At 68.8% G+C, this 19,047-nt stretch carries 17 protein-coding genes; 8 read left to right on the plus strand and 9 right to left on the minus strand.

The genetic code is table 11. The annotated features are described in order from the left end of the window. Positions 1 to 43: 43 nt before the first annotated feature. Both AB2L57_RS11970 and zapE read right to left on the minus strand, forming a co-directional pair. Positions 44 to 1,270 carry an ammonium transporter gene (locus AB2L57_RS11970; protein ID WP_409047184.1) on the minus strand — a complete coding sequence of 409 codons (1,227 nt, stop codon included), beginning with the start codon at positions 1,268 to 1,270 and terminating at the stop codon, positions 44 to 46. 193 nt (positions 1,271 to 1,463) lie between these two features. Further along, complete coding sequence (gene zapE, locus AB2L57_RS11975; protein WP_409047185.1) at positions 1,464 to 2,495, minus strand: cell division protein ZapE; 1,032 nt, start codon at positions 2,493 to 2,495, stop codon at positions 1,464 to 1,466. Positions 2,496 to 2,643: 148 nt separating this feature from the next. Between zapE and AB2L57_RS11980 the strand changes: the two genes are divergently transcribed. From AB2L57_RS11980 to AB2L57_RS11990, 3 genes are read left to right on the plus strand one after another with little or no spacing between them, the layout of a single operon-like run. Next, the gene (locus AB2L57_RS11980) at positions 2,644 to 3,546 is read left to right on the plus strand and encodes a sulfurtransferase (RefSeq protein ID WP_292813114.1); all 903 of its coding nucleotides are present in this window, start codon (positions 2,644 to 2,646) and stop codon (positions 3,544 to 3,546) included. Between the two features lie 31 nt (positions 3,547 to 3,577). After that, positions 3,578 to 4,018 carry a SufE family protein gene (locus AB2L57_RS11985; protein WP_292813118.1) on the plus strand — a complete coding sequence of 147 codons (441 nt, stop codon included), beginning with the start codon at positions 3,578 to 3,580 and terminating at the stop codon, positions 4,016 to 4,018. Further along, complete coding sequence (locus AB2L57_RS11990; protein WP_409047186.1) at positions 4,015 to 4,749, plus strand: dihydrofolate reductase family protein; 735 nt, start codon at positions 4,015 to 4,017, stop codon at positions 4,747 to 4,749. Before AB2L57_RS11985 ends, AB2L57_RS11990 begins: the two co-directional genes overlap by 4 nt. Here AB2L57_RS11990 and AB2L57_RS11995 read toward each other — a convergent pair. After that, on the minus strand, positions 4,718 to 5,935 hold the full coding sequence (locus AB2L57_RS11995) for a S9 family peptidase (protein WP_292813124.1): 1,218 nt from the start codon (positions 5,933 to 5,935) through the stop codon (positions 4,718 to 4,720). The two genes, AB2L57_RS11990 and AB2L57_RS11995, sit on opposite strands and share 32 nt — an antisense overlap. 25 nt (positions 5,936 to 5,960) lie before the next feature. Between AB2L57_RS11995 and AB2L57_RS12000 the strand changes: the two genes are divergently transcribed. The 4 genes from AB2L57_RS12000 (at position 5,961) to AB2L57_RS12015 (ending at position 11,289) form a co-directional block, all read left to right on the plus strand. Beyond that, positions 5,961 to 6,557: a DUF3000 domain-containing protein gene (locus AB2L57_RS12000; protein ID WP_292813126.1), complete on the plus strand. Its 597-nt coding sequence runs from the start codon at positions 5,961 to 5,963 to the stop codon at positions 6,555 to 6,557. Positions 6,558 to 6,645: 88 nt separating this feature from the next. Continuing rightward, on the plus strand, positions 6,646 to 7,842 hold the full coding sequence (locus AB2L57_RS12005; protein ID WP_292813129.1) for an HRDC domain-containing protein: 1,197 nt from the start codon (positions 6,646 to 6,648) through the stop codon (positions 7,840 to 7,842). Positions 7,843 to 7,915: 73 nt separating this feature from the next. Beyond that, entirely contained in the window at positions 7,916 to 9,121 is a 1,206-nt protein-coding gene (locus AB2L57_RS12010) for a thiolase family protein (RefSeq protein ID WP_292813133.1), read from the plus strand. After that, positions 9,118 to 11,289 carry a 3-hydroxyacyl-CoA dehydrogenase NAD-binding domain-containing protein gene (locus AB2L57_RS12015; protein ID WP_409047187.1) on the plus strand — a complete coding sequence of 724 codons (2,172 nt, stop codon included), beginning with the start codon at positions 9,118 to 9,120 and terminating at the stop codon, positions 11,287 to 11,289. Before AB2L57_RS12010 ends, AB2L57_RS12015 begins: the two co-directional genes overlap by 4 nt. A gap of 22 nt (positions 11,290 to 11,311) precedes the next feature. Here the strand turns inward: AB2L57_RS12015 and dxs are convergent, their stop codons facing one another. The 5 genes from dxs to dut form a co-directional block, all read right to left on the minus strand. After that, a complete protein-coding gene (gene dxs, locus AB2L57_RS12020) occupies positions 11,312 to 13,258 on the minus strand; it encodes a 1-deoxy-D-xylulose-5-phosphate synthase (RefSeq protein ID WP_292813138.1) in 1,947 nt (648 codons plus the stop codon). Between the two features lie 166 nt (positions 13,259 to 13,424). Beyond that, entirely contained in the window at positions 13,425 to 16,262 is a 2,838-nt protein-coding gene (locus AB2L57_RS12025; RefSeq protein ID WP_409047188.1) for an aconitate hydratase, read from the minus strand. 153 nt (positions 16,263 to 16,415) lie between these two features. After that, the gene (locus tag AB2L57_RS12030; RefSeq protein WP_292813143.1) at positions 16,416 to 17,141 is read right to left on the minus strand and encodes a DUF3159 domain-containing protein; all 726 of its coding nucleotides are present in this window, start codon (positions 17,139 to 17,141) and stop codon (positions 16,416 to 16,418) included. Then, positions 17,138 to 17,743, minus strand: coding sequence for a DUF3710 domain-containing protein (locus tag AB2L57_RS12035; RefSeq protein ID WP_292813146.1), 606 nt, complete (start codon positions 17,741 to 17,743; stop codon positions 17,138 to 17,140). Before AB2L57_RS12035 ends, AB2L57_RS12030 begins: the two co-directional genes overlap by 4 nt. Beyond that, complete coding sequence (dut, locus tag AB2L57_RS12040; protein WP_292813150.1) at positions 17,740 to 18,201, minus strand: dUTP diphosphatase; 462 nt, start codon at positions 18,199 to 18,201, stop codon at positions 17,740 to 17,742. Before dut ends, AB2L57_RS12035 begins: the two co-directional genes overlap by 4 nt. A gap of 12 nt (positions 18,202 to 18,213) precedes the next feature. On the opposite strand from dut, the gene AB2L57_RS12045 reads away from it, so the two are divergent. Then, positions 18,214 to 18,729 carry a DUF3093 domain-containing protein gene (locus tag AB2L57_RS12045; protein ID WP_409047189.1) on the plus strand — a complete coding sequence of 172 codons (516 nt, stop codon included), beginning with the start codon at positions 18,214 to 18,216 and terminating at the stop codon, positions 18,727 to 18,729. Here the strand turns inward: AB2L57_RS12045 and AB2L57_RS12050 are convergent. Continuing rightward, entirely contained in the window at positions 18,662 to 18,955 is a 294-nt protein-coding gene (locus tag AB2L57_RS12050) for a DUF4193 domain-containing protein (RefSeq protein WP_292815031.1), read from the minus strand. The two genes, AB2L57_RS12045 and AB2L57_RS12050, sit on opposite strands and share 68 nt — an antisense overlap. Between the last annotated feature and the right edge of the window lie 92 nt (positions 18,956 to 19,047).

A 19,047-nucleotide genomic window follows, 5' to 3' on the forward strand; every position in this document is an offset into this window, starting at 1 on the left:
GCCGCGATCTCGCGACGCCCCTTCGTGGACAGTGAGCTGTACGTTACTCGCGCTCGGCGATCGCGTACCCCTCCTCGCCGTGGACGACCGTGTCGACACCGGCGATCTCGTCCTCGTTCTTGACGCGGAAGCCCAGGGTCTTCTCGATCGCGAAGCCGATGATGAAGGCCAGCACGAACGAGTACACGAGCACGCCGAGGGCTGCGATCACCTGCAGGATGAGCTGCTCCGCACCGCCGCCGAGGAACAGACCGGTCTCGGTCGCGAAGAAGCCGAGGTAGATCGTTCCGATCAGACCGCCGACGAGGTGGATGCCGACCACGTCGAGCGAGTCGTCGAAGCCGAGCTTCCACTTCAGCTCCACCGCAAGGGCGCAGACGGCACCGGTCACGATGCCGAGAAGCAGTGCCCAGCCTGGGGTCAGGTTCGCACAGGCGGGCGTGATGGCCACGAGACCGGCGACAGCACCCGATGCCGCGCCGACGGAGGTGGCCTTGCCGTCCTTGAGCTTCTCGACGATCAGCCAACCGATGATGGCGGCAGCGGTCGCACCCATGGTGTTGATCGTGATGAGCCCGATGAGCGAGTCCTCGGTGCCCAGCAGCGCGAAGGTGCCCTCGGCGCCACCGTTGAAGCCGAACCAGCCGAACCACAGCAGCGCGGCGCCCAGCAGCACCAGCGGAACGTTGTGGGGCTTGTGGATGCCCTTCTGGAAGCCGACGCGCTTGCCCAGCACGAGCGCGAGGGCGAGTGCTGCCGCACCGGCGTTGATGTGCACGGCGGTGCCACCGGCGTAGTCGATGACGTTGGTGGAGAAGCCGAAGGTCTCGCCGAGGCTGAAGACCCAGCCGCCACCCCAGACCCACGCGGCGACCGGGAAGTAGACGAGCGTGACCCAGATGCCGGCGAAGATCATCCACGCGCCGAACTTGGCGCGGTCCGCGATGGCACCCGAGATGAGCGCAACGGTGATGATCGCGAAGGTGGCGCCGAACGCCGCACCCACGAGGCCGTTGTCATCGAGGGCGCCGAGGCCGAGGTCGGAGAAGGGGTTGCCCGCGAATGCCCAGGGGCTCTCGACGGCGCTCATGTTGAAGCCGTAGAGAATCCAGAGCACGCTGACGAGGCCGAGCGCGCCGAAGCTCATCATCATCATGCTGACGACGCTCTTGGCCTTGACGAGGCCACCGTAGAAGAACGCCACACCGGGCGTCATGAGAAGCACTAGCGCCGTTGCTGTGACGGACCAGGCGAGATTTCCGCTATCCATGAAGTTCCTCATCCATGTGTTGTGTATCAAGACGCGTGGGGCTTCGGGTACAGAGGGCCCCACGACCTCGCCCCAGTCTGGACATCAATGGTTACGGTGTGGGACGGATCGATGTTTCGTGCGCGTTACGTCGGCCGCCCGCATGTAAACATCGTGTTTCACGAAGCCGTGAGGTCAGAAAGAACAGCGCGCGTCAGGCCGCGGTCGACGCGTTCAGTCGGGAGATGGCGCGCAGGTACTTCTTGCGGTAGCCGCCGGCGAGCATCTCATCGGGGAAGACCTGATCGAGGCCCGTTCCCGTGGCCCTGATCGGCAGCTGGGCGTCGTACACCCGGTCGACGAACGCGACGAAGCGCAACGCCGCAGACTGGTCTGTCAGCGTGTGCACGTCGCGGATGCCGACGACGTCGAGACCGTCGATGAGGCGGATGTACCGCGAGGGATGCACGTGGGCGAGGTGCCCGATCAGCCCGGAGAAGCTGTCATCCGACACGAGACCCCGGGTGGCGGCATCCGCTATCGCTGCCTCGTACTCCGCAGGCTGCAGCACGCGCGCGTGGCCGTCGATCGCCCGCTGACGGTAGTCGACGCCGTCGATGCGCACCGTCTCGAAGCTCGCCGCCATCGCGTGGATCTCACGCAGGAAGTCCTGGGCGGCGAATCGCCCCTCCCCGAGCGCATTGGGCGGGGTGTTGCTGGTCGCCGCGAGCTTCGTACCCGAACCCACGAGTTCGCCCAGCAGCCGGGTCATGACCATCGTGTCGCCGGGATCGTCCAGTTCGAACTCGTCGATGCAGAGCAGGTCGGCGCCTCGGAACAGATCCACCGTGTTCCTGTAGCCGAGCGCTCCGACAAGCGCGGTGTACTCGATGAAGGAGCCGAAGTACTTCCGCCGTGCGGGCATCGCGTGATAGACGGCCGCGAGCAGGTGCGTCTTGCCCACCCCGAAGCCGCCGTCGAGGTAGACGCCCGGCTTCGTCTCGGGAACCCGCGCACGGCGCGAGAACAGCCCTCCGCGCTTGGCCGCGGGAGCACGTCCCGCAAAAGCCGTGAGCAGCTCCTTGGCGTGCTGTTGCGAGGGATAGGCGGAGTCGGCGCGATAGTTCTCGAACGACGCCGCGTCGAACTGCGGCGGCGGCACGAGATGCGCCACCATCTCCGTCCCTGTGACCGAGGGCGCACGATCGGTGAGCTGGACGATACCCGCGTCGGTCGAGAGTGGCATGCGGTCCTTCCGGACGTCACATTCGGTCGGCGCGGGTGCGAGGCGGCGCCCGGCGACCTAGGGTTTCAAGGGATGGCATTCAGCCTATCTGCGCGCGACCGACAGCCCCTCCCCGGCGACCGCGCCCGATGACGTCCAGGAGAGACCCATGAGCACCCCCACCGACTCCTCCGATCCCAAGTTCGCCGCATATGCCCACCCCGAGCGCCTGGTCACGACCTCATGGCTCGCGGAGCGTCTCGGAGAGCCGGGCCTGGTCGTCGTCGAATCGGACGAGGACGTGCTGCTCTACGAGACCGGCCACATCCCCGGCGCCGTGAAGGTCGACTGGCACACCGAGCTGAACGACCCCGTCGTGCGCGACTACGTCGACGGTGCCGGCTTCGCCGCACTGATGAGCCGCAAGGGCATCGCGCGGGAGGACACGGTCGTGATCTACGGCGACAAGAACAACTGGTGGGCGGCCTACGCCCTGTGGGTGTTCTCGCTGTTCGGCCACCGCGACGTCCGCCTGCTCGACGGCGGCCGCGACCGCTGGATCGCGGAGGGTCGCCCTCTGACCACGGATGCTGCAACCTCCGAGGCGACCGACTATCCCGTCGTCGAACGCGACGACTCCACACTGCGCGCCTACCGCGAAGACGTGCTGGCGCACCTCGGCAACCCGCTGATCGATGTGCGTTCGCCCGAGGAGTACTCCGGAGAGCGCACCACCGCCCCCGCCTACCCGGAGGAGGGGGCGCTGCGGGCCGGGCACATCCCGTCGGCCCAGAGCGTGCCGTGGGGCAAGGCCGTCGCCGAGGACGGCACGTTCAAATCCCGCGCCGAACTCGAGGCCGTCTACCTCGAGGGTGCCGGGCTCACACCGGGCGACGACGTCGTTGCATACTGCCGCATCGGCGAACGCTCCAGCCACACCTGGTTCGTCCTGCAGCACCTGCTCGGGTTCGAGAACGTGCGCAACTACGACGGATCCTGGACCGAATGGGGCAGCTCCGTGCGCGTGCCGATCGTCGTCGGCACAGAGCCCGGGCCGGCCCCGACCCGCTGACCGGAGGGCGTCTCGTGGGAGAATGGACCCGATGACTGAGCACCACCTCCCCGACGCGCTCGCCGAGATCCGCGAGGACTTCCTCGACCTCCCCGAGTCCGAACGACTGCAGCTGCTCTTGGAGTTCTCCAACGAGCTCCCGCCGGTGCCCGCCGAGTACGAGGGACATCCCGAACTCGCGGAGCGCGTGGCGGAGTGCCAGTCGCCGGTGTACATCATCGTCGACGTCGATTCCGCGGGTCGCGTCGCGATGCACGCGACGGCGCCGCGCGAGGCTCCGACCACGCGGGGGTTCGCCAGCATCCTCGCCCAGGGCATCACGGGCCTGACCGTCGCCGAGGCGCTGGCGATCCCCGATGACTTCCCGCAGAGCATCGGTCTCACCCGCGCCGTGTCGCCCCTGCGGATCGCGGGCATGACGGGCATGCTCATGCGCGCCAAGCGGCAGGTGCGCGCGAAGTCATCGGTGTGAGCGAGCGGATGCTGCTGACGCAGGTGCTGCCGGTCGGCCCGAGCGTCGACATCTCAGACGCCGACGGACGCGCGTGGCTCGAGAGCGTCTACGCCCCCGATCCCGGCCCGTTCGTGCGCCTGAACATGATCACGAGCCTGACCGGATCGGCGGCCGGGCCCGATGGCACGAGCGAGAGTCTGTCCAACCGCGCCGACCGCGCCGTGCTCGGCGTCATCCGGGGGCACGCGGACGTCGTCATCGTGGGCGCCCAGTCCGTGCGCGCCGAGGGCTACATCGTGCCCCGTTCCGCACGACTGGCCGTCGTGACCCGCTCCGGTGACCTGAGTGGACATCGTCTCGACGCGTCGGCCGACGGTGCGCCGCCCGTCCTCGTGCTCTGCCCGCAACCGCGCGTGGCCGCCGTGCGGGCGCGATTGGCTGAGATGAATGCGGAAGTCGTCGGCGTGCCGGCGGACGCCGACGGCACGCTCGAGCCGCGTCGGATCCTCGCAGCGCTGCACGCACGCGGCCTCGAATCCAGCGTCTGCGAGGGTGGACCGACCCTGGCCGGTCGATTCATCGCCGCGGGCGTCGTCGACGAGGTCTGCGTCACCGTCGCTCCGGCACTCACGCCCTCCAGCGGACCGTTCATCCCCGTCGGCGCCGCCGATGATCCCCCCGGCGCCGTCGCGGGGATGCTGGTGGATCAGTCCGGATTCAGCTACCTTCGCCTGCGTCGGCGGCCGTGAGCCCGCGTTCGCGCAGAAAGCGCGCGATGGCGCCCGTCCAGCGGTCCTGGTCGTAGTTCCACAGCTTCGTGTGGCGCGCGACCTCGAAGGACTCGAGCGTGACGAGATCAGGACGCGCGCGCGCGAGGGCCCGCGATGCGTCCGAGGGCACGAACCCGTCGTCGTCGCTGTGCAGGATGAGGACCGGATGCCGCAGTTCGCCCGCGCGTGCCACGACGTCGAGGCGATCGAAAGGGATGCGATCGCCGGAGCCTCGCAGCGGCCCCGTCCACTCCCCGCCCAGCGCGCCGAGGGTCATGCCGACGATGGGCCTCGGCAGGCGCAGCATCCCGGCCTGAAAACGAAGGACGTCGGCCCAGTCGATCGCCGGCGAGTCGAGCACGACGGCGGCGATGTGCTCGCGGTGCGCGGACGTCAGGGCCAGCTGCAGGGCGATCGCGCCGCCCATCGACCAGCCCATGAGCACGATGCGACGCGCTCCGCGACGCCGCGCGAAGGCGACCGCCGCATCGACATCGCGCCATTCGGTCGCCCCGAGCGTGTAGGTGCCCTGGCGGCTGCGGGGGGCTTCGCCGTCATTGCGATACGACACGAGGAGCGAGGTGAGCCCGAGATCGCGGAACACGGGCACGGCACGCAGCGCCTCGGCGCGAGTGGTGCCGCGGCCATGGATCTGGATGACCCACAGGTCGCTCGGCTGCGCGGCGGGGAACAGCCAGGCGGGGCAGGGTCCCAGCGGTGACCCGATGAGCTCGGGCGAGTACGGCACCTGCAGCTGCTCGGGGCGGTCGTAGTACCATCCGGAGAAGGCGGCCTCGGCGCCGAGCCTCGCTCCGCGTTCGATGTGCGTGAGCAGCTTGCGTTTCACGGTCGTGTCGGACTCGGTCAGCACCGAGCCGAGCTTGACGTAGGTCTCGGCGCCGGAGGTGAACAGTCCGTACCGGCCGGGGAGCCGCGTGTCGGGGGTGCGGTCGAGGGTGATCGTCTGCGCCGCGGTGTCCAGCCCCACGATCCGGGTGTCGGCGACCCGCGGCGCCGGGGTGACAACCCGTCGCGCGAGCCGGCCGGATACGACTGTCATCGCGGCCAGCAACGTCACGATCGATCCGCTGAGCACGGCGGCGGTCACACGAAGGCCGGCTGCGAGGGGGCCGTTCGCCGCTGCGGCGCGCCTGGGGAGGATCATCGAGGCCCCACTCTAGTCTGTGGACGTGACCGCGGATCATTCGGAAGAGGGCTTCTCCGCTCTCTTCGCCCGGGCAGTCGCAGATGTCCGGGCCACCGACATCCGTGGCGATCTCAGTGTCCGCGAGATCCCCGCGCCGACGGGCGTCGCACCCGAAGCCCTCGCCCTGGCGGGGGACGTCCGTCAGACACAGGACTCGGCGGACTCGCCGTACGGCACGGGCAGGCTGATCCTCCTGCACGATACGAGCATGCCCGACCCATGGGGCGGCCCACTGCGGATCGTCTGCTTCGCCCAGGCGCCGCTCGAGCCCGAGATCGGCACCGATCCGCTTCTCGCGGACGTCGCCTGGTCTTGGCTGATCGATGCGCTCGACTCGCGCGGGGCCCAGTATCATTCGGCATCGGGAACGGCGACCAAGACGCTCTCGAAGGGATTCGGCTCCCTCGCGGATGAAGGCGACGGCGCGCAGATAGAGTTGCGTGCCTCGTGGACGCCCGCGGGCGGGTCCCTTTCACCACACGTCGAGGCGTGGGCGGAGCTCCTGGGCATGCTCGCGGGGCTGCCGCCGGGATCGGAGGGCATCGAGATCCTCTCGGTTCGCCGGAGGGACCGGGACTGAACGTCGCACCGGCCGCGCCGCCCGGCCGTGCGAGGTGCACCGCACGGGCTTCCGCCCACGCGCACCACACATCATCGAGGAGACGACAGTGACCAGCCATCCGGTCATAGACACGGGCGAGGGGCTCGCCGAGGCCGCCGCACTGCTCGCCCTCGGCGTGGGGCCCGTCGCGGTCGACGTCGAGCGGGCGTCGGGCTTCCGATACTCGCAGCGCGCCTACCTCATCCAGGTCTTCCGTCGCGACGCGGGCGTCTTCCTCTTCGATCCCCCGGCGATCGGCGATTTCGACGCTCTGCAGCGCGCGATCGGCGGCACTGAGTGGGTGCTGCATGCGGCGAGCCAGGACCTGCCTTCGCTCCGAGAAGCGGGGCTCGTGCCGCCGATGATCTTCGACACCGAGCTCGCCGCCCGCCTGCTCGGCCGCGAACGCGTGGGATTGGGTGCTGTGGTCGAAGAAGTGCTCGGCATCTCGCTCGCCAAAGCCCACTCCGCAGCGGACTGGTCGACCCGCCCGCTGCCCGATTCCTGGCTCGAGTACGCCGCGCTGGATGTGCTCCACCTCGTGGATGTGCGCGACGCACTCGCCGCGGATCTTCACGCGCAGGGCAAGCAGCGCTTCGCCGAGGAGGAGTTCCGTGCCGTGCTCGAGCGCCCGCCGCGGCCCGCCCGGGAGGACCCCTGGCGCCGGTTGAGCGGTCTGCACACCGTGCGCGGACGTCGATCGCTCGCCGTCGCGCGCGAGCTCTGGACCGCCCGTGAGGAGTACGCCCGCGAGGTGGATGTCTCACCCGGTCGCCTCGTGCCCGACCGCTCGCTCGTCGCGGCGGTGCTGGCGGATCCGCAGACGAAGCAGGCGCTCGCGTCCGTGAAGGAGTTCACGGGACGCGCCTCGCGTACACAGCTCGACCGGTGGTGGCAAGCGTTCGAGCGGGGGCGCTCCGAGACCGCGCTTCCGGTCGAGCGGGTGTCGGGCGATGGCCCTCCGCCACCGCGCGCATGGGCCGACCGGAACCCGGCTGCGGATGCGCGACTGCGCGCGGCACGACCCGTCATCGAACAGCGCGCGAGCGAGCTGACGATGCCGGTCGAGAACCTCTTGACCCCGGATCTGCTGCGCCGGGTCGCGTGGGCGCCGCCCGAGACGGTCGATGCGGAGTCGATCGGGCGTGCGCTCGAGGCCCTTGGCGCGCGCCCGTGGCAGATTGACGAGACTGCACAGTTGATCGCCGAAGCCTTTGTCAGTTCCACACAAGAGGCCGTCGCGCCCTCCGAAACCGGTTCGTAGGTTCGACCCAACCGATTCCGGCTGTCCGCGGCCGGTTCCTAGGCTGGGGTCATTCCCTAGTTTTGGAGGCAGTGTGGCCGAGCTCTCGGACGTCTACTTCGTCGATGGAACGCGCACCCCGTTCGGGCGCGCCGGCGAAAAAGGCATGTACTGGAACACCCGCGCCGATGATCTCGCCGTCAAGGCGACCATCGGCCTCATGGAGCGCAACCCCCGGGTGCCGCTCGGTCGGATCGACGACGTCGCGATCGCCGCGACATCCCAGACCGGAGACCAGGGCCTCACCCTCGGTCGGTCCGTCTCGATCCTCGCGGGCCTGCCCCAGTCGGTTCCCGGCCTCGCGATCGAGCGCATGTGCGCAGGCGCCATGACGAGCGTCACGACCATGGCCGCCTCCATCGGCGTCGGCATGTACGATCTCGCTCTCGCGGGCGGCGTGGAGCACATGGGCCATCATCCGATCGGGGGCAACGCCGATCCCAATCCGCGCTTCGTGGCCGAGAAGATGGTCGATCCCGGAGCTCTGAACATGGGCGTGACCGCAGAGCGCATCTTCGACCGGTTCCCGCACCTGACCAAGGAGCGCTCCGACCGATTCGGGATGCTGAGCCAGCACAAGGTGCAGGCGGCCTACGACGCCGGTAAGATCCAGCCCGACCTCGTTCCCGTCGCGATCAAGGACGCCGACGGCGCCTGGGGTCTCGCCACCGAGGACGAGGGGCGACGTCCCCAGACCACGATGGAGGACCTTGCCGCGCTGAAGACGCCCTTCCGGCCCCACGGACGTGTCACCGCCGGCACCTCCTCCCCCCTCACCGACGGTGCCACGATGTCGCTCCTCGCCGGTGGCGACGCCGTGAAGGAGCTGGGCCTTTCTCCGAAGATGCGCCTGGTGTCCTTCGCCTTCGCCGGCGTGCAGCCCGAGATCATGGGCATCGGGCCGATCCCCTCGACCGAGAAGGCCCTGCGCAAGGCGGGACTCTCGATCGACGACATCGGCCTCTTCGAGCTGAACGAGGCGTTCGCGATCCAGGTGATCTCGCTGCTCGATCACTTCGGCATCGCCGACGACGACCCCCGTGTCAACCCGTGGGGCGGCGCCATCGCCGTGGGCCACCCGCTGGCCGCCTCGGGCGTGCGGCTGATGATCCAGCTCGCCGCGCAGTTCGCCGAACGTCCCGATGTCCGCTACGGCCTCACCGCCATGTGCGTCGGGCTCGGCCAGGGCGGCTCGGTCATCTGGGAGAACCCGCACTACAACGGACGGAAGAAGAAGTGAGCGCGCAGACCACAACCGACGCCACCGCCCAGTACGACGACATCGACTTCGCGCCGCTCGGGGCCCTCGCAGACGACGAGATCATCACCCACGCGCGCGTCCGTGACGTTCGGCTGCCGTCCGGGCGCGTCCTCGCCCTGATCACGCTCGACAACGGACGCGACCACACACGGCCCAATACGCTCGGGCCCGCGACGATGATCGCGCTCGGCGAGACGCTCGAGACGCTGAAGGCCCGCGCCGACGCCGGCGAGATCGAGGCCGTCGCGATCACCGGCAAGCAGTACATCCTGGCGGCGGGGGCGGACCTCTCCGACATCACCAAGGTCGGCTCCCGCGACAATGCCCGCCTGATCGCCCAGCTCGGTCACAAGGTGCTCGGAAGGCTCGGCGAGCTCGGTGTGCCCTCGTTCGCCTTCGTCAACGGCCTCGCCCTCGGCGGCGGACTCGAGATCGCCCTCAACTCGACCTACCGCACCGTCGATGCCTCGGCGGCGGCCGTGGCCCTCCCCGAGGTCTTCCTCGGCATCATCCCCGGTTGGGGCGGCGCCTACCTGCTCCCCAACCTCATCGGCATCGAGAACGCGCTCGAGGTGGTGATCTCCAACCCGCTGAAACAGAACCGGATGCTGCGCCCCCAGCAGGCCTTCGACCTCGGCATCATGGATGCCATCTTCCCGGCCGCAAGCTACCTGGAGGATTCTCTGCGCTGGGCCGACGGCGTGCTGGGCGGCCGGGTCACCGTCGAGCGCCCGCACACGCCGGGACGGATCGAGCGTTCCGTGAAGTGGCCCGTCGCGATCAAGATGGCGCGCGGGATGCTGGAGTCCAAGATCGGCACCATTCCCCGATCCCCCTACGTGGCGCTCGACCTGCTGGAGCGGGCCAAGTCCGGTACCAAGGCCGAGGGATTCGCCCGTGAGGACGAGGCGCTGGCCGACCTCGTCACCGGCGATCAGTTCGCCGCATCCATGTACGCCTTCGACCTCGTTCAGAAGCGCGCGAAACGTCCCGTCGGAGCTCCCGACAAGGATCTGGCAAGGAAGGTCACGAAGGTCGGGATCATCGGCGCGGGACTCATGGCGAGTCAGTTCGCGCTGCTCTTCGTGCGCAAACTGCAGGTGCCCGTGCTCATCACCGATCTCGATCAGGCGCGCGTCGACAAGGGTGTCGCCTATATCCACGACGAGATCGGCAAGCTCGAGGCGAAGGGACGCCTGGATGCGGATGCCGCCAATCGTCTGCGCGCGCTCGTGACGGGCACGACCGACAAGGGCCTGTACGCGGATTGCGACTTCGTCATCGAGGCGGTCTTCGAAGAGGTCGGAGTGAAGCAGTCCGTCTTCGGCGAGATCGAGAAGATCATCGCCGAAGACGCGATCCTCGCCACGAACACCTCGTCGCTGTCGGTCGCGGAGATCGGTGCACGACTCGAGCACCCCGAACGACTCGTGGGGTTCCACTTCTTCAACCCCGTCGCGGTGATGCCGCTCATCGAGATCGTGCGCACCGACAAGACGGCCGACGCCGCGCTCTCAACCGCTTTCGTGGTCGCTCGCGGGCTCGGCAAGAACGCTGTGCTCACCGCGGACACCCCCGGCTTCGTCGTCAACCGACTGCTCGCCATGGTGATGGGCGAGGCGGCCCGTGCCGTCTACGAAGGAACCCCGGTGGCGGAGGTGGAGCACGCGTTCGCACCGCTGGGACTGCCCATGGGGCCGTTCCAGCTGATCGACCTGGTGGGGTGGAAGGTCGCCGCCCACGTGCAGGACACGATGGTCCGCGCCTTCCCGGAGAGGTTCTACGCGAACGAGAACTTCCACGCGCTGGCGCAACTGCCCGAGGTCGTGCAGAAGGACAAGGGCGGCCGGGTGACCGGATTCACCAAGCCGGCCGAGAAGGTGCTCAAGGGCAGTGTCGGAACCGATCCGGCGTCGGCCGAGACGATCCTTCGCCGCGTGCAGGACGGCCTCGCGCGGGAGATGCGCATCATGCTCGACGAGGGCGTGGTCCCGGCCGTCGAGGACATCGACCTCTGCCTGATCCTCGGCGCAGGCTGGCCCTTCATCGATGGTGGGGCATCGCCCTATCTCGACCGGGAGGGGGCGTCCCAGCGCGTGTTCGGCGACAGCTTCCACCACCCCGTCATCCGCGGCATCGGCGGCTGAGCGCGCGGAGGCCGCGCGCGGGTCAGTCCCCCGCGGCCTCCGACACGCGGGTCAGCCACGCGGGCTCCCCCGCGGTCGGCCTCGCGACGGGAACCCGCGTGCCGAGGACCTGCGACACGACATCCTGGGCGATCTTCGCCGGAGTCAGGCCCGCGGCCTCGAGGATCTGATCGCGGGAGGCGTGGTCGATGAACTCGTCGGGCAGGCCCAGTTCGTCGACCGCCGTGTCGACACCGGCCTCGCGCAGCACCTGCCGGATCCTGGTGCCGATCCCCCCGACGCGGATGCCGTCCTCGATCGTGATCACCAGGCGATGGCGCGCGGCGAGGTCGACGATCGAGGGAGCCACGGGAACGACCCAGCGGGGATCGATGACCGTCGCACCGATGCCCTGTGCAGCAAGGCGGGTGGCGACATCCATGGCCGTGTGCGCCATCGGCCCGATCCCGATGATGAGCACATCTTCGGCGTCGGCGCGCGCGAGGACGTCGACGCCGTCGGCGAGTCGCTCGAGGGCGGGCAGAGACGCGCTGACCGTCGCCTTGGGGTATCGCACGACCGTCGGAGCGTCATCGACGGCGACCGCCTCGCGCAGTTCCTCGCGCAGGCGCGGCTCGTCACGCGGTGCGGCGATGCGGATCTGCGGAACGAGCTGCAGCATCGCGAGATCCCAGATGCCGTGGTGACTGGGCCCATCCGGTCCCGTGACACCGGCGCGGTCGAGCACGAACGTCACACCCGCACGATGGAGTCCGACATCCATCATCACCTGATCGAAGGCCCGATTCATGAACGTCGCGTAGATGGCCACGACGGGATGCAGCCCGCCGTACGCGAGCCCCGCAGCCGAGGCGGCGGCGTGCTGCTCGGCGATGCCCACGTCGTAGACGCGGTCGGGAAAGCGCTCGGCGAAGCGCTGCAGCCCCGTGGGTCGCAGCATGGCGGCCGTCATCGCGATGATGTCTTCGCGCTCCGCCCCGATCGCCACGAGCTCATCGGCGAACACGTCCGTCCACGAGGTCGCCGCGCCGCCGAGCGTCTCACCCGTCACCGGGTCGATCCGACCCACCGCGTGGAACTGGTCGGCTTCGTCGTTGCGGGCGGGCAGGTAGCCACGACCCTTCTCGGTGATCATGTGCACGATCACGGGCGCGCCGTACTCCTTGGCGAGCTCGAGGGTCTCGAGGACGGTAGGCAGGTCGTGTCCGTCGATCGGGCCGAGGTACTTGATGTCGAGGTTGGAGTAGAGCGCGGCGTTGTTGGTGAACCGGGAGAGGAACCCGTGGGTTCCGCCTCGCACCCCGCGGTAGACGGCGCGGGCGGCGGGCCCGAGGCGGTGGAAGAACGTGTCGCTGCTGCGGTGCAGCGTGCGGTACGCATCGGTCGTGCGCACGCGGTTGAGGTGGCGGGCGATACCGCCGATCGTCGGGGCGTAGGAGCGACCGTTGTCGTTGACGACGATCACGAGATTGCGATCGTTGTCGTCGCTGATGTTGTTCAGCGCCTCCCACGTCATACCGCCCGTGAGCGCGCCGTCGCCGACGACGGCAACCACGTGCCGATCGCGCCGGCCGGTGCGGGTGAGGGCACGTGAGACGCCGTCGGCCCAGCTGATGGAGCTGGACGCGTGCGAGGATTCCACCACGTCGTGCTCGCTCTCGGAGCGCTGCGGGTAGCCTGCGAGACCGCCGCGGGAGCGCAGCCCCGAGAAGTCCTGACGACCCGTGAGCAGCTTGTGCACGTACGACTGGTGGCCGGTGTCGAAGATGATCGGGTCATCCGGCGAACGGAAGACACGGTGCAGCGCGATGGTGAGCTCGACGACACCCAGATTGGGGCCCAGGTGGCCGCCGGTACGTGAGACGTTGTCGACGAGGAACTCGCGGATCTCGGCGGCCAGCTCATCGAGCTGTTCGACGCTCAGGGCATCGAGGTCGCGCGGCCCCGAGATGGACGACAGCAACGGCATTGCGCTCCTCCCCCGCCCGATGTGACGTCCGCACCGGGCATCGACCCAGTCTACGGGCCCTGCCGGGCGCCGCTCCGCGAGCGGCGGGCGTGGCGGCTCCCGTGCCCCGGACACGACCCAGCCGCAGAAGCCCGCCGATGATCGCGGGCCCCTGCGGCGTCGCGTGTCAGACCAGGCTGCGCAACACGTACTGCAGGATGCCGCCGTTGCGGTAGTAGTCCGCCTCGCCCGGGGTGTCGATGCGCACGACGGCTTCGAACGTGATCGTCTGCTTGCCCTCCGATGAGAACTCACTGGGCTCGGCGGTCACCGTGACCGTCTCCGGCGTCACGCCCTCGTTCAGCTTCTCCAGTCCCGAGATCGAGACGATCTCCGTGCCGTCCAGGCCCAGCGACTCCCAGCTCTGACCGGCGGGGAACTGCAGCGGCACCACGCCCATGCCGATCAGGTTCGAGCGGTGGATACGCTCGAAGCTCTCGGTGATGACGGCCTTGACGCCAAGCAGGCTCGTGCCCTTGGCCGCCCAGTCGCGTGAGGATCCCGAACCGTACTCCTTGCCGCCGAAGATCACCAGCGGTGTGCCCTGATCCTGGTAGTTCTGGCTCGCGTCGTAGATGAACGACTGCGGTCCCCCGGGCTGCGTGAAGTCGCGGGTGAAGCCGCCCTCGACCACCGCGCCGTCGTTGACGGCGCTGACGAGGGCGTTCTTGAGGCGGATGTTGGCGAACGTGCCTCGGATCATCACCTCGTGATTGCCGCGGCGCGACCCGTAAGAGTTGAAGTCCTTCTGGCGCACACCGTGATCCTCGAGGTACTTCGCCGCGGGCGTGCCGATCTTGATGTTGCCGGCGGGGCTGATGTGATCGGTGGTGACCGAGTCGCCGAGCGTGGCCAGCACCCGGGCGCCGGCGATGTCGGCGACCGGCGTCAGCTCCATCGTCATGCCGTCGAAGTACGGCGCCTTGCGCACGTACGTCGAGTCCTCGTCCCACTCGAACACCGGCCCGGTCGGGGTCGGCAGGTTCTTCCAGCGCTCGTCGCCGTCAAAGACGGTGGCGTACTGCGTGATGAACTGCTCGCGCGAGATCGACGTGTCGATGACGTCCTGCACCTCATCGGGCGCGGGCCAGATGTCCTTGAGGAACACGTCGTTGCCCTCGAGGTCTTTGCCCAGGGGGTCGGTCTCGAAGTCGAAGTTCATCGAGCCGGCGAGGGCGTAGGCGACGACGAGGGGCGGCGAGGCCAGGTAGTTCATCTTGACGTCGGGGCTGATCCTGCCCTCGAAGTTGCGGTTGCCCGAGAGCACGGCGGTGACGGCCAGGTCGTGGTCGTTGATGGCCGCCGAGACCTCCTCGATCAGGGGACCCGAGTTGCCGATGCAGATCGTGCAGCCGTACCCGACCGTGTAGAAGCCGATCGCCTCGAGGGACTTGTCGAGCCCCGACTTCTCGTAGTAGTCGGTGACGACCTTCGAGCCGGGTCCGAGCGTCGTCTTGACCCACGGCTTGCGCTGCAGGCCCTTCTCGACCGCTTTCTTCGCCAGCAGACCGGCGGCGATCATGACCGACGGGTTCGAGGTGTTGGTACAGGAGGTGATCGCGGCGAGCGTGACGGCGCCGTTGTCGATCGTGTAGGGCATGCCCTCGGCAGGGGTGATCCGCACCGGCTTGGATGCTGCTGCCGGGCCTCCGCTGGAGATGTACACCTCGTCATGGGTGACAGGCTCTTCGACGCCGGGTGCGTTGCCGGGGTCGGACGCCGGGAAGGACTCCTGCGATTCGAGGTCCACGATGGACTCCGAGGTGGTCGCGGAGGCGTAGTTCAGGATGTCCTTCTCGAACTGGGCCTTCGACTCCGACAGGAGGATGCGGTCCTGCGGGCGCTTGGGCCCGGCGATGGAGGGCACCACGGTACCGAGGTCGAGCTCCATGTACTCGCTGAACGACGGCTCGCGCGACGCGTCGTGCCAGAGCGACTGCGCCTTGGCGTAGGCCTCGACGAGCGCCACGGTCTGCTCGTCACGACCGGTCAGGCGCAGGTAGTCCAGCGTCACGTCGTCGATCGGGAACATCGCGGCCGTCGAGCCGAACTCGGGGCTCATGTTGCCGATCGTGGCACGGTTGGCCAGGGGCACCGAACCGACACCGGCGCCGTAGAACTCGACGAACTTGCCGACCACCCCGTGCTTGCGGAGCATGTCGGTGATCGTGAGCACGACGTCGGTGGCCGTCACTCCGGCGGGAATCTCGCCGGTGAGCTTGAAGCCGACCACGCGCGGGATGAGCATCGACACCGGCTGGCCGAGCATGGCCGCCTCGGCCTCTATGCCGCCGACGCCCCAGCCGAGCACCCCGAGGCCATTGACCATCGTGGTGTGCGAGTCGGTGCCCACGCAGGTGTCGGGATAGGCGCGCAGCACGCCGTCGACCTCGCGGTCGTAGATGACCTTGGCGAGGTGCTCGATGTTGACCTGGTGGACGATGCCGGTTCCGGGCGGGACGACCTTGAAGTCGTCGAATGCGGACTGACCCCAGCGCAGGAACTGGTACCGCTCGCCGTTGCGCTCGTATTCGATCTCGACGTTGCGCTCGAGGGCGTTCTCGGAGCCGAACAGGTCGGCGATCACGGAGTGGTCGATGACCATCTCGGCGGGCGAGAGCGGGTTGATCTTGTCGGGGTCGCCGCCGAGTGTCGTGACCGCCTCGCGCATGGTGGCGAGGTCGACGATGCAGGGCACTCCCGTGAAGTCCTGCATCACGACGCGCGCGGGCGTGAACTGGATCTCGGTGTTCGGCTGCGCATCGGGGTCCCATGAACCCAGCGCCTGGATCTGCGCGCTCGTGACGTTCGCGCCGTCCTCGGTGCGCAGAAGGTTCTCGAGGAGCACCTTGAGGCTGAACGGCAACCTCTCAGACCCCGCCACGGTGTCGATGCGGAAGATCTCGTAGTCGGTGCCACCGACTGTGAGCGTGCTCTGCGCTCCGAAGCTGTTGACCGATGCCACGATGCCGTCTCCTTCAGGTAGCTGCGACCTCTCGCCGGCCTCCATCTTCGCGGCCGGGCCGGAAGCGCGGCTAGCAAGGCGAGCCTTACCAGTCTGCGCCCTCGACGGCGTGCGAGGAAGGGCCGAATTTATCTTGATATCAAGATAAATGTATCACTCCGCCCGCGGCCGGTACACCGCGCGCACCGCGAGCCACGTCACCGCCAACAGGGGCGCGAAGAGCGGCACGCCCATGATGAGCTTGAGCGTTCCGAGCGCGGTCACATCCCCCGCGAAGTAGAGCGGAAGCTGCACCGCGAGCCGCGCGGCGAAGAGAGCAGCCCACGCGATCGCGAGCCAGAAGAACACGCGGCGCTTGCGGGCATCCGAGCGCCACGCGGTGCCCTCCCCCATGAGGAAGCCCGCGGCCAGTCCGATCAGCGACCATCCGACCAGCGCCGACACGAGAAGCGCGGTGCCGTAGAGACCGTTGGTGAAAAAGCCCCAGATGAAGTTGTCCTCGGCCCGGCCGGTCCACAGCGCCAGGAGCGCCGCGGCACCCGTGGCCACCAGCCCGCCGACTGCGGCCGAGGCGGGAGAGCGGGCGATCAGACGCAGGACGGTGAAGACGACCGCCAGCCCGACGGAAACAGCGAGGGCGAGGGGCAGGTTCTGCCAGATCGTGTAGGCGACGAGGAAGGTGAGGCTCGGCAGGACGGATTCGAGGATGCCTCGCCAACCGCCCATGGCACGCCAGACGACGTGCCCGGTGGTGCTGCCGTCATCGGGGTCCAGTCCCGCGCGCCGTGCCGCCCCCGCAAGCGCTCCGCCGAGCACCTCGGATGCGGGCGGCGGGGTCAGGGGGTCCTTTCCGTCCTCGGGCGCACGGGACTCGTTCACGCAGCCCCCGGGGCCGTCGGCATCTTCAGCGGGATGAATTCACGCGGGGGCATGGGCGTCCCGCCGCGTACCACGACGATGGAGCGGAAGAGATCCTCCACCTGCGCTGCCGCCTCGAGGTCGGACGCCGCTGCACCGCCGATGACGCCCCGCAGGAACCACCGCGGTCCGTCGACGCCCACGAAGCGGGCCAGGCGCTTGCCGGAGTCGCCGGCCGCGCCCGCCATCACGGGCACCTCGGCGAGCAGCTCCGGACCCAGCGGGCCTTCGCGCTCCTCCACGCGCCCGCCCTGCTGGCGTACCTGCTCGCGGATCTGGGCACGCGTCTCGTGCCATAGTCCGCTCGACCGGGGCGCCGCGAAGGGCTGCACCTGAAGGGTGGAGTCGGCATAGTCGAGCCCCACGGCGACGATGCGCTGCGACTGTTCCTCGATCTCGAGGCGGAGGTTGAGTCCCTCTCGCGGAAGCACCTTGATGCCGCCCAGGTCGATGTAGGGCCGCACCGCGTTGGCTTCGGCCTCGTCGAAGGGCCCGGCCGTGGCGCGATCCAGGGGCGCCGACTTCGCCGTCGGGTCCTCTGCCGCCGTCTGCGCGTCGCTCACGCGGACACCTCCGCCGCCGCGAGGGGCCGCACACCGGTGGATCCGAAGCCGCCCGTCCCACGCGCGCTCTCGCGCAACTCCCTCACGGGCACGAATCGGGCGCGGGTCACCGGCATGACGATGAGCTGGGCGATCCGATCTCCCGCCGTGATCTCGAACGCGGCATCGGAGTCCGTGTTCAGCAGCGTCACCTTGATCTCCCCTCGATAGCCGGCATCCACCGTGCCCGGCGAGTTCACGATCGTGATGCCGTGCCGGGTGGCCAGGCCGCTGCGGGGTACCACGAACGCGGCGTATCCGTCGGGGAGTGCGATGGAGACGCCCGTGCCCACCAGCGCGCGCTGTCCGGGCTCGAGCCGCAGGGACTCGGCCGCGACCAGATCGGCGCCGGCGTCACCGGGGTGGGCGTAGGCGGGAGGTTCGGGAGCGATAATGGGAACGTCCACGGAATCGGTCACTCATCGAGGGTAATGCAGAAGCCAACAGCCGCCTATCGCGAGAGACTGACCCCGTCACTGTGGGTGCTCGTCTCGGCCGCCGCCGTTGCACCGATGGCATCCCTCGTGCTCGTACCCCTCGATCCCACGCTTGCGCTGGCGACGGGACTGGCCGTGGCTGTCGCCGTGATCGGCGTCCTGGTGGCTCTCTCCCCCGTCGTGGAGGTGCGCGACGGAGAACTTCGCGCGGGCCGCGCGCACATCGATGCCGACCACCTCGGTGAGCCGCTGCCGCTCACCGGTGACGAGGCCCGTCAGGCGCGTGGACCGAGACTGGATCCGAGATCGTGGATGCTGATCCGCGGCGGCGTCGAGGGCCTCGTGGTCGTACCGATCACGGACGAGGCGGATCCCGTTCCGGCGTGGGTGATCTCCACCCGGACGCCGGACAGGCTCGCCGCCGCTATCGAGCGCGGCCGTGTTATGCGGCGCAGTCCCGGCAGATCAGTCCGTACGACTCCTCGTGATCGACCTGCGAACGGTGCTTGACCAGGAAGCAGCTCACACAGGTGAATTCGTCCTCCTGGGCGGGCAGCACCACGACGTCGAGCTCGAGGTCGGAGAGGTCGGCACCGGGCAGCTCGAATCCCGTGGGGTTGTCGGCGTCTTCGTCGCCGACGGCACCCGACAGCTTGTCAGGAACGCGCTCCTTCAGGGCCTCGATCGACTCGCTGTCGTCTTCGGTCTTGCGGGGGGCGTCGTAGTCGGTTGCCATGCGTGAGAGTCACTTCTTTCATTGCGTGCTGGTGGTGCGGGTGCCAGTGAGGCGGCGCTAGTTTGCACGACAGGTGCGCATTTCGCAAATGC

This window comes from Microbacterium sp. HA-8 (assembly GCF_046111165.1).
Lineage (GTDB): Bacteria > Actinomycetota > Actinomycetes > Actinomycetales > Microbacteriaceae > Microbacterium.

Bases quoted from the DNA above. Each gene is read 5' to 3' on its own strand.
- zapE (WP_409047185.1), bottom strand. From the start codon at position 2,495: ATGCCACTCTCGACCGACGCGGGTATCGTCCAGCTCACCGATCGTGCG.
- AB2L57_RS11980 (WP_292813114.1), top strand. From the start codon at position 2,644: ATGAGCACCCCCACCGACTCCTCCGATCCCAAGTTCGCCGCATATGCC.
- AB2L57_RS11985 (WP_292813118.1), top strand. From the start codon at position 3,578: ATGACTGAGCACCACCTCCCCGACGCGCTCGCCGAGATCCGCGAGGAC.
- AB2L57_RS12050 (WP_292815031.1), bottom strand. From the start codon at position 18,955: ATGGCAACCGACTACGACGCCCCCCGCAAGACCGAAGACGACAGCGAG.
- dxs (WP_292813138.1), bottom strand. From the start codon at position 13,258: ATGCCGTTGCTGTCGTCCATCTCGGGGCCGCGCGACCTCGATGCCCTG.
- AB2L57_RS11970 (WP_409047184.1), bottom strand. From the start codon at position 1,270: ATGGATAGCGGAAATCTCGCCTGGTCCGTCACAGCAACGGCGCTAGTG.
- AB2L57_RS12045 (WP_409047189.1), top strand. From the start codon at position 18,214: ATGCAGAAGCCAACAGCCGCCTATCGCGAGAGACTGACCCCGTCACTG.
- AB2L57_RS11995 (WP_292813124.1), bottom strand. From the start codon at position 5,935: ATGATCCTCCCCAGGCGCGCCGCAGCGGCGAACGGCCCCCTCGCAGCC.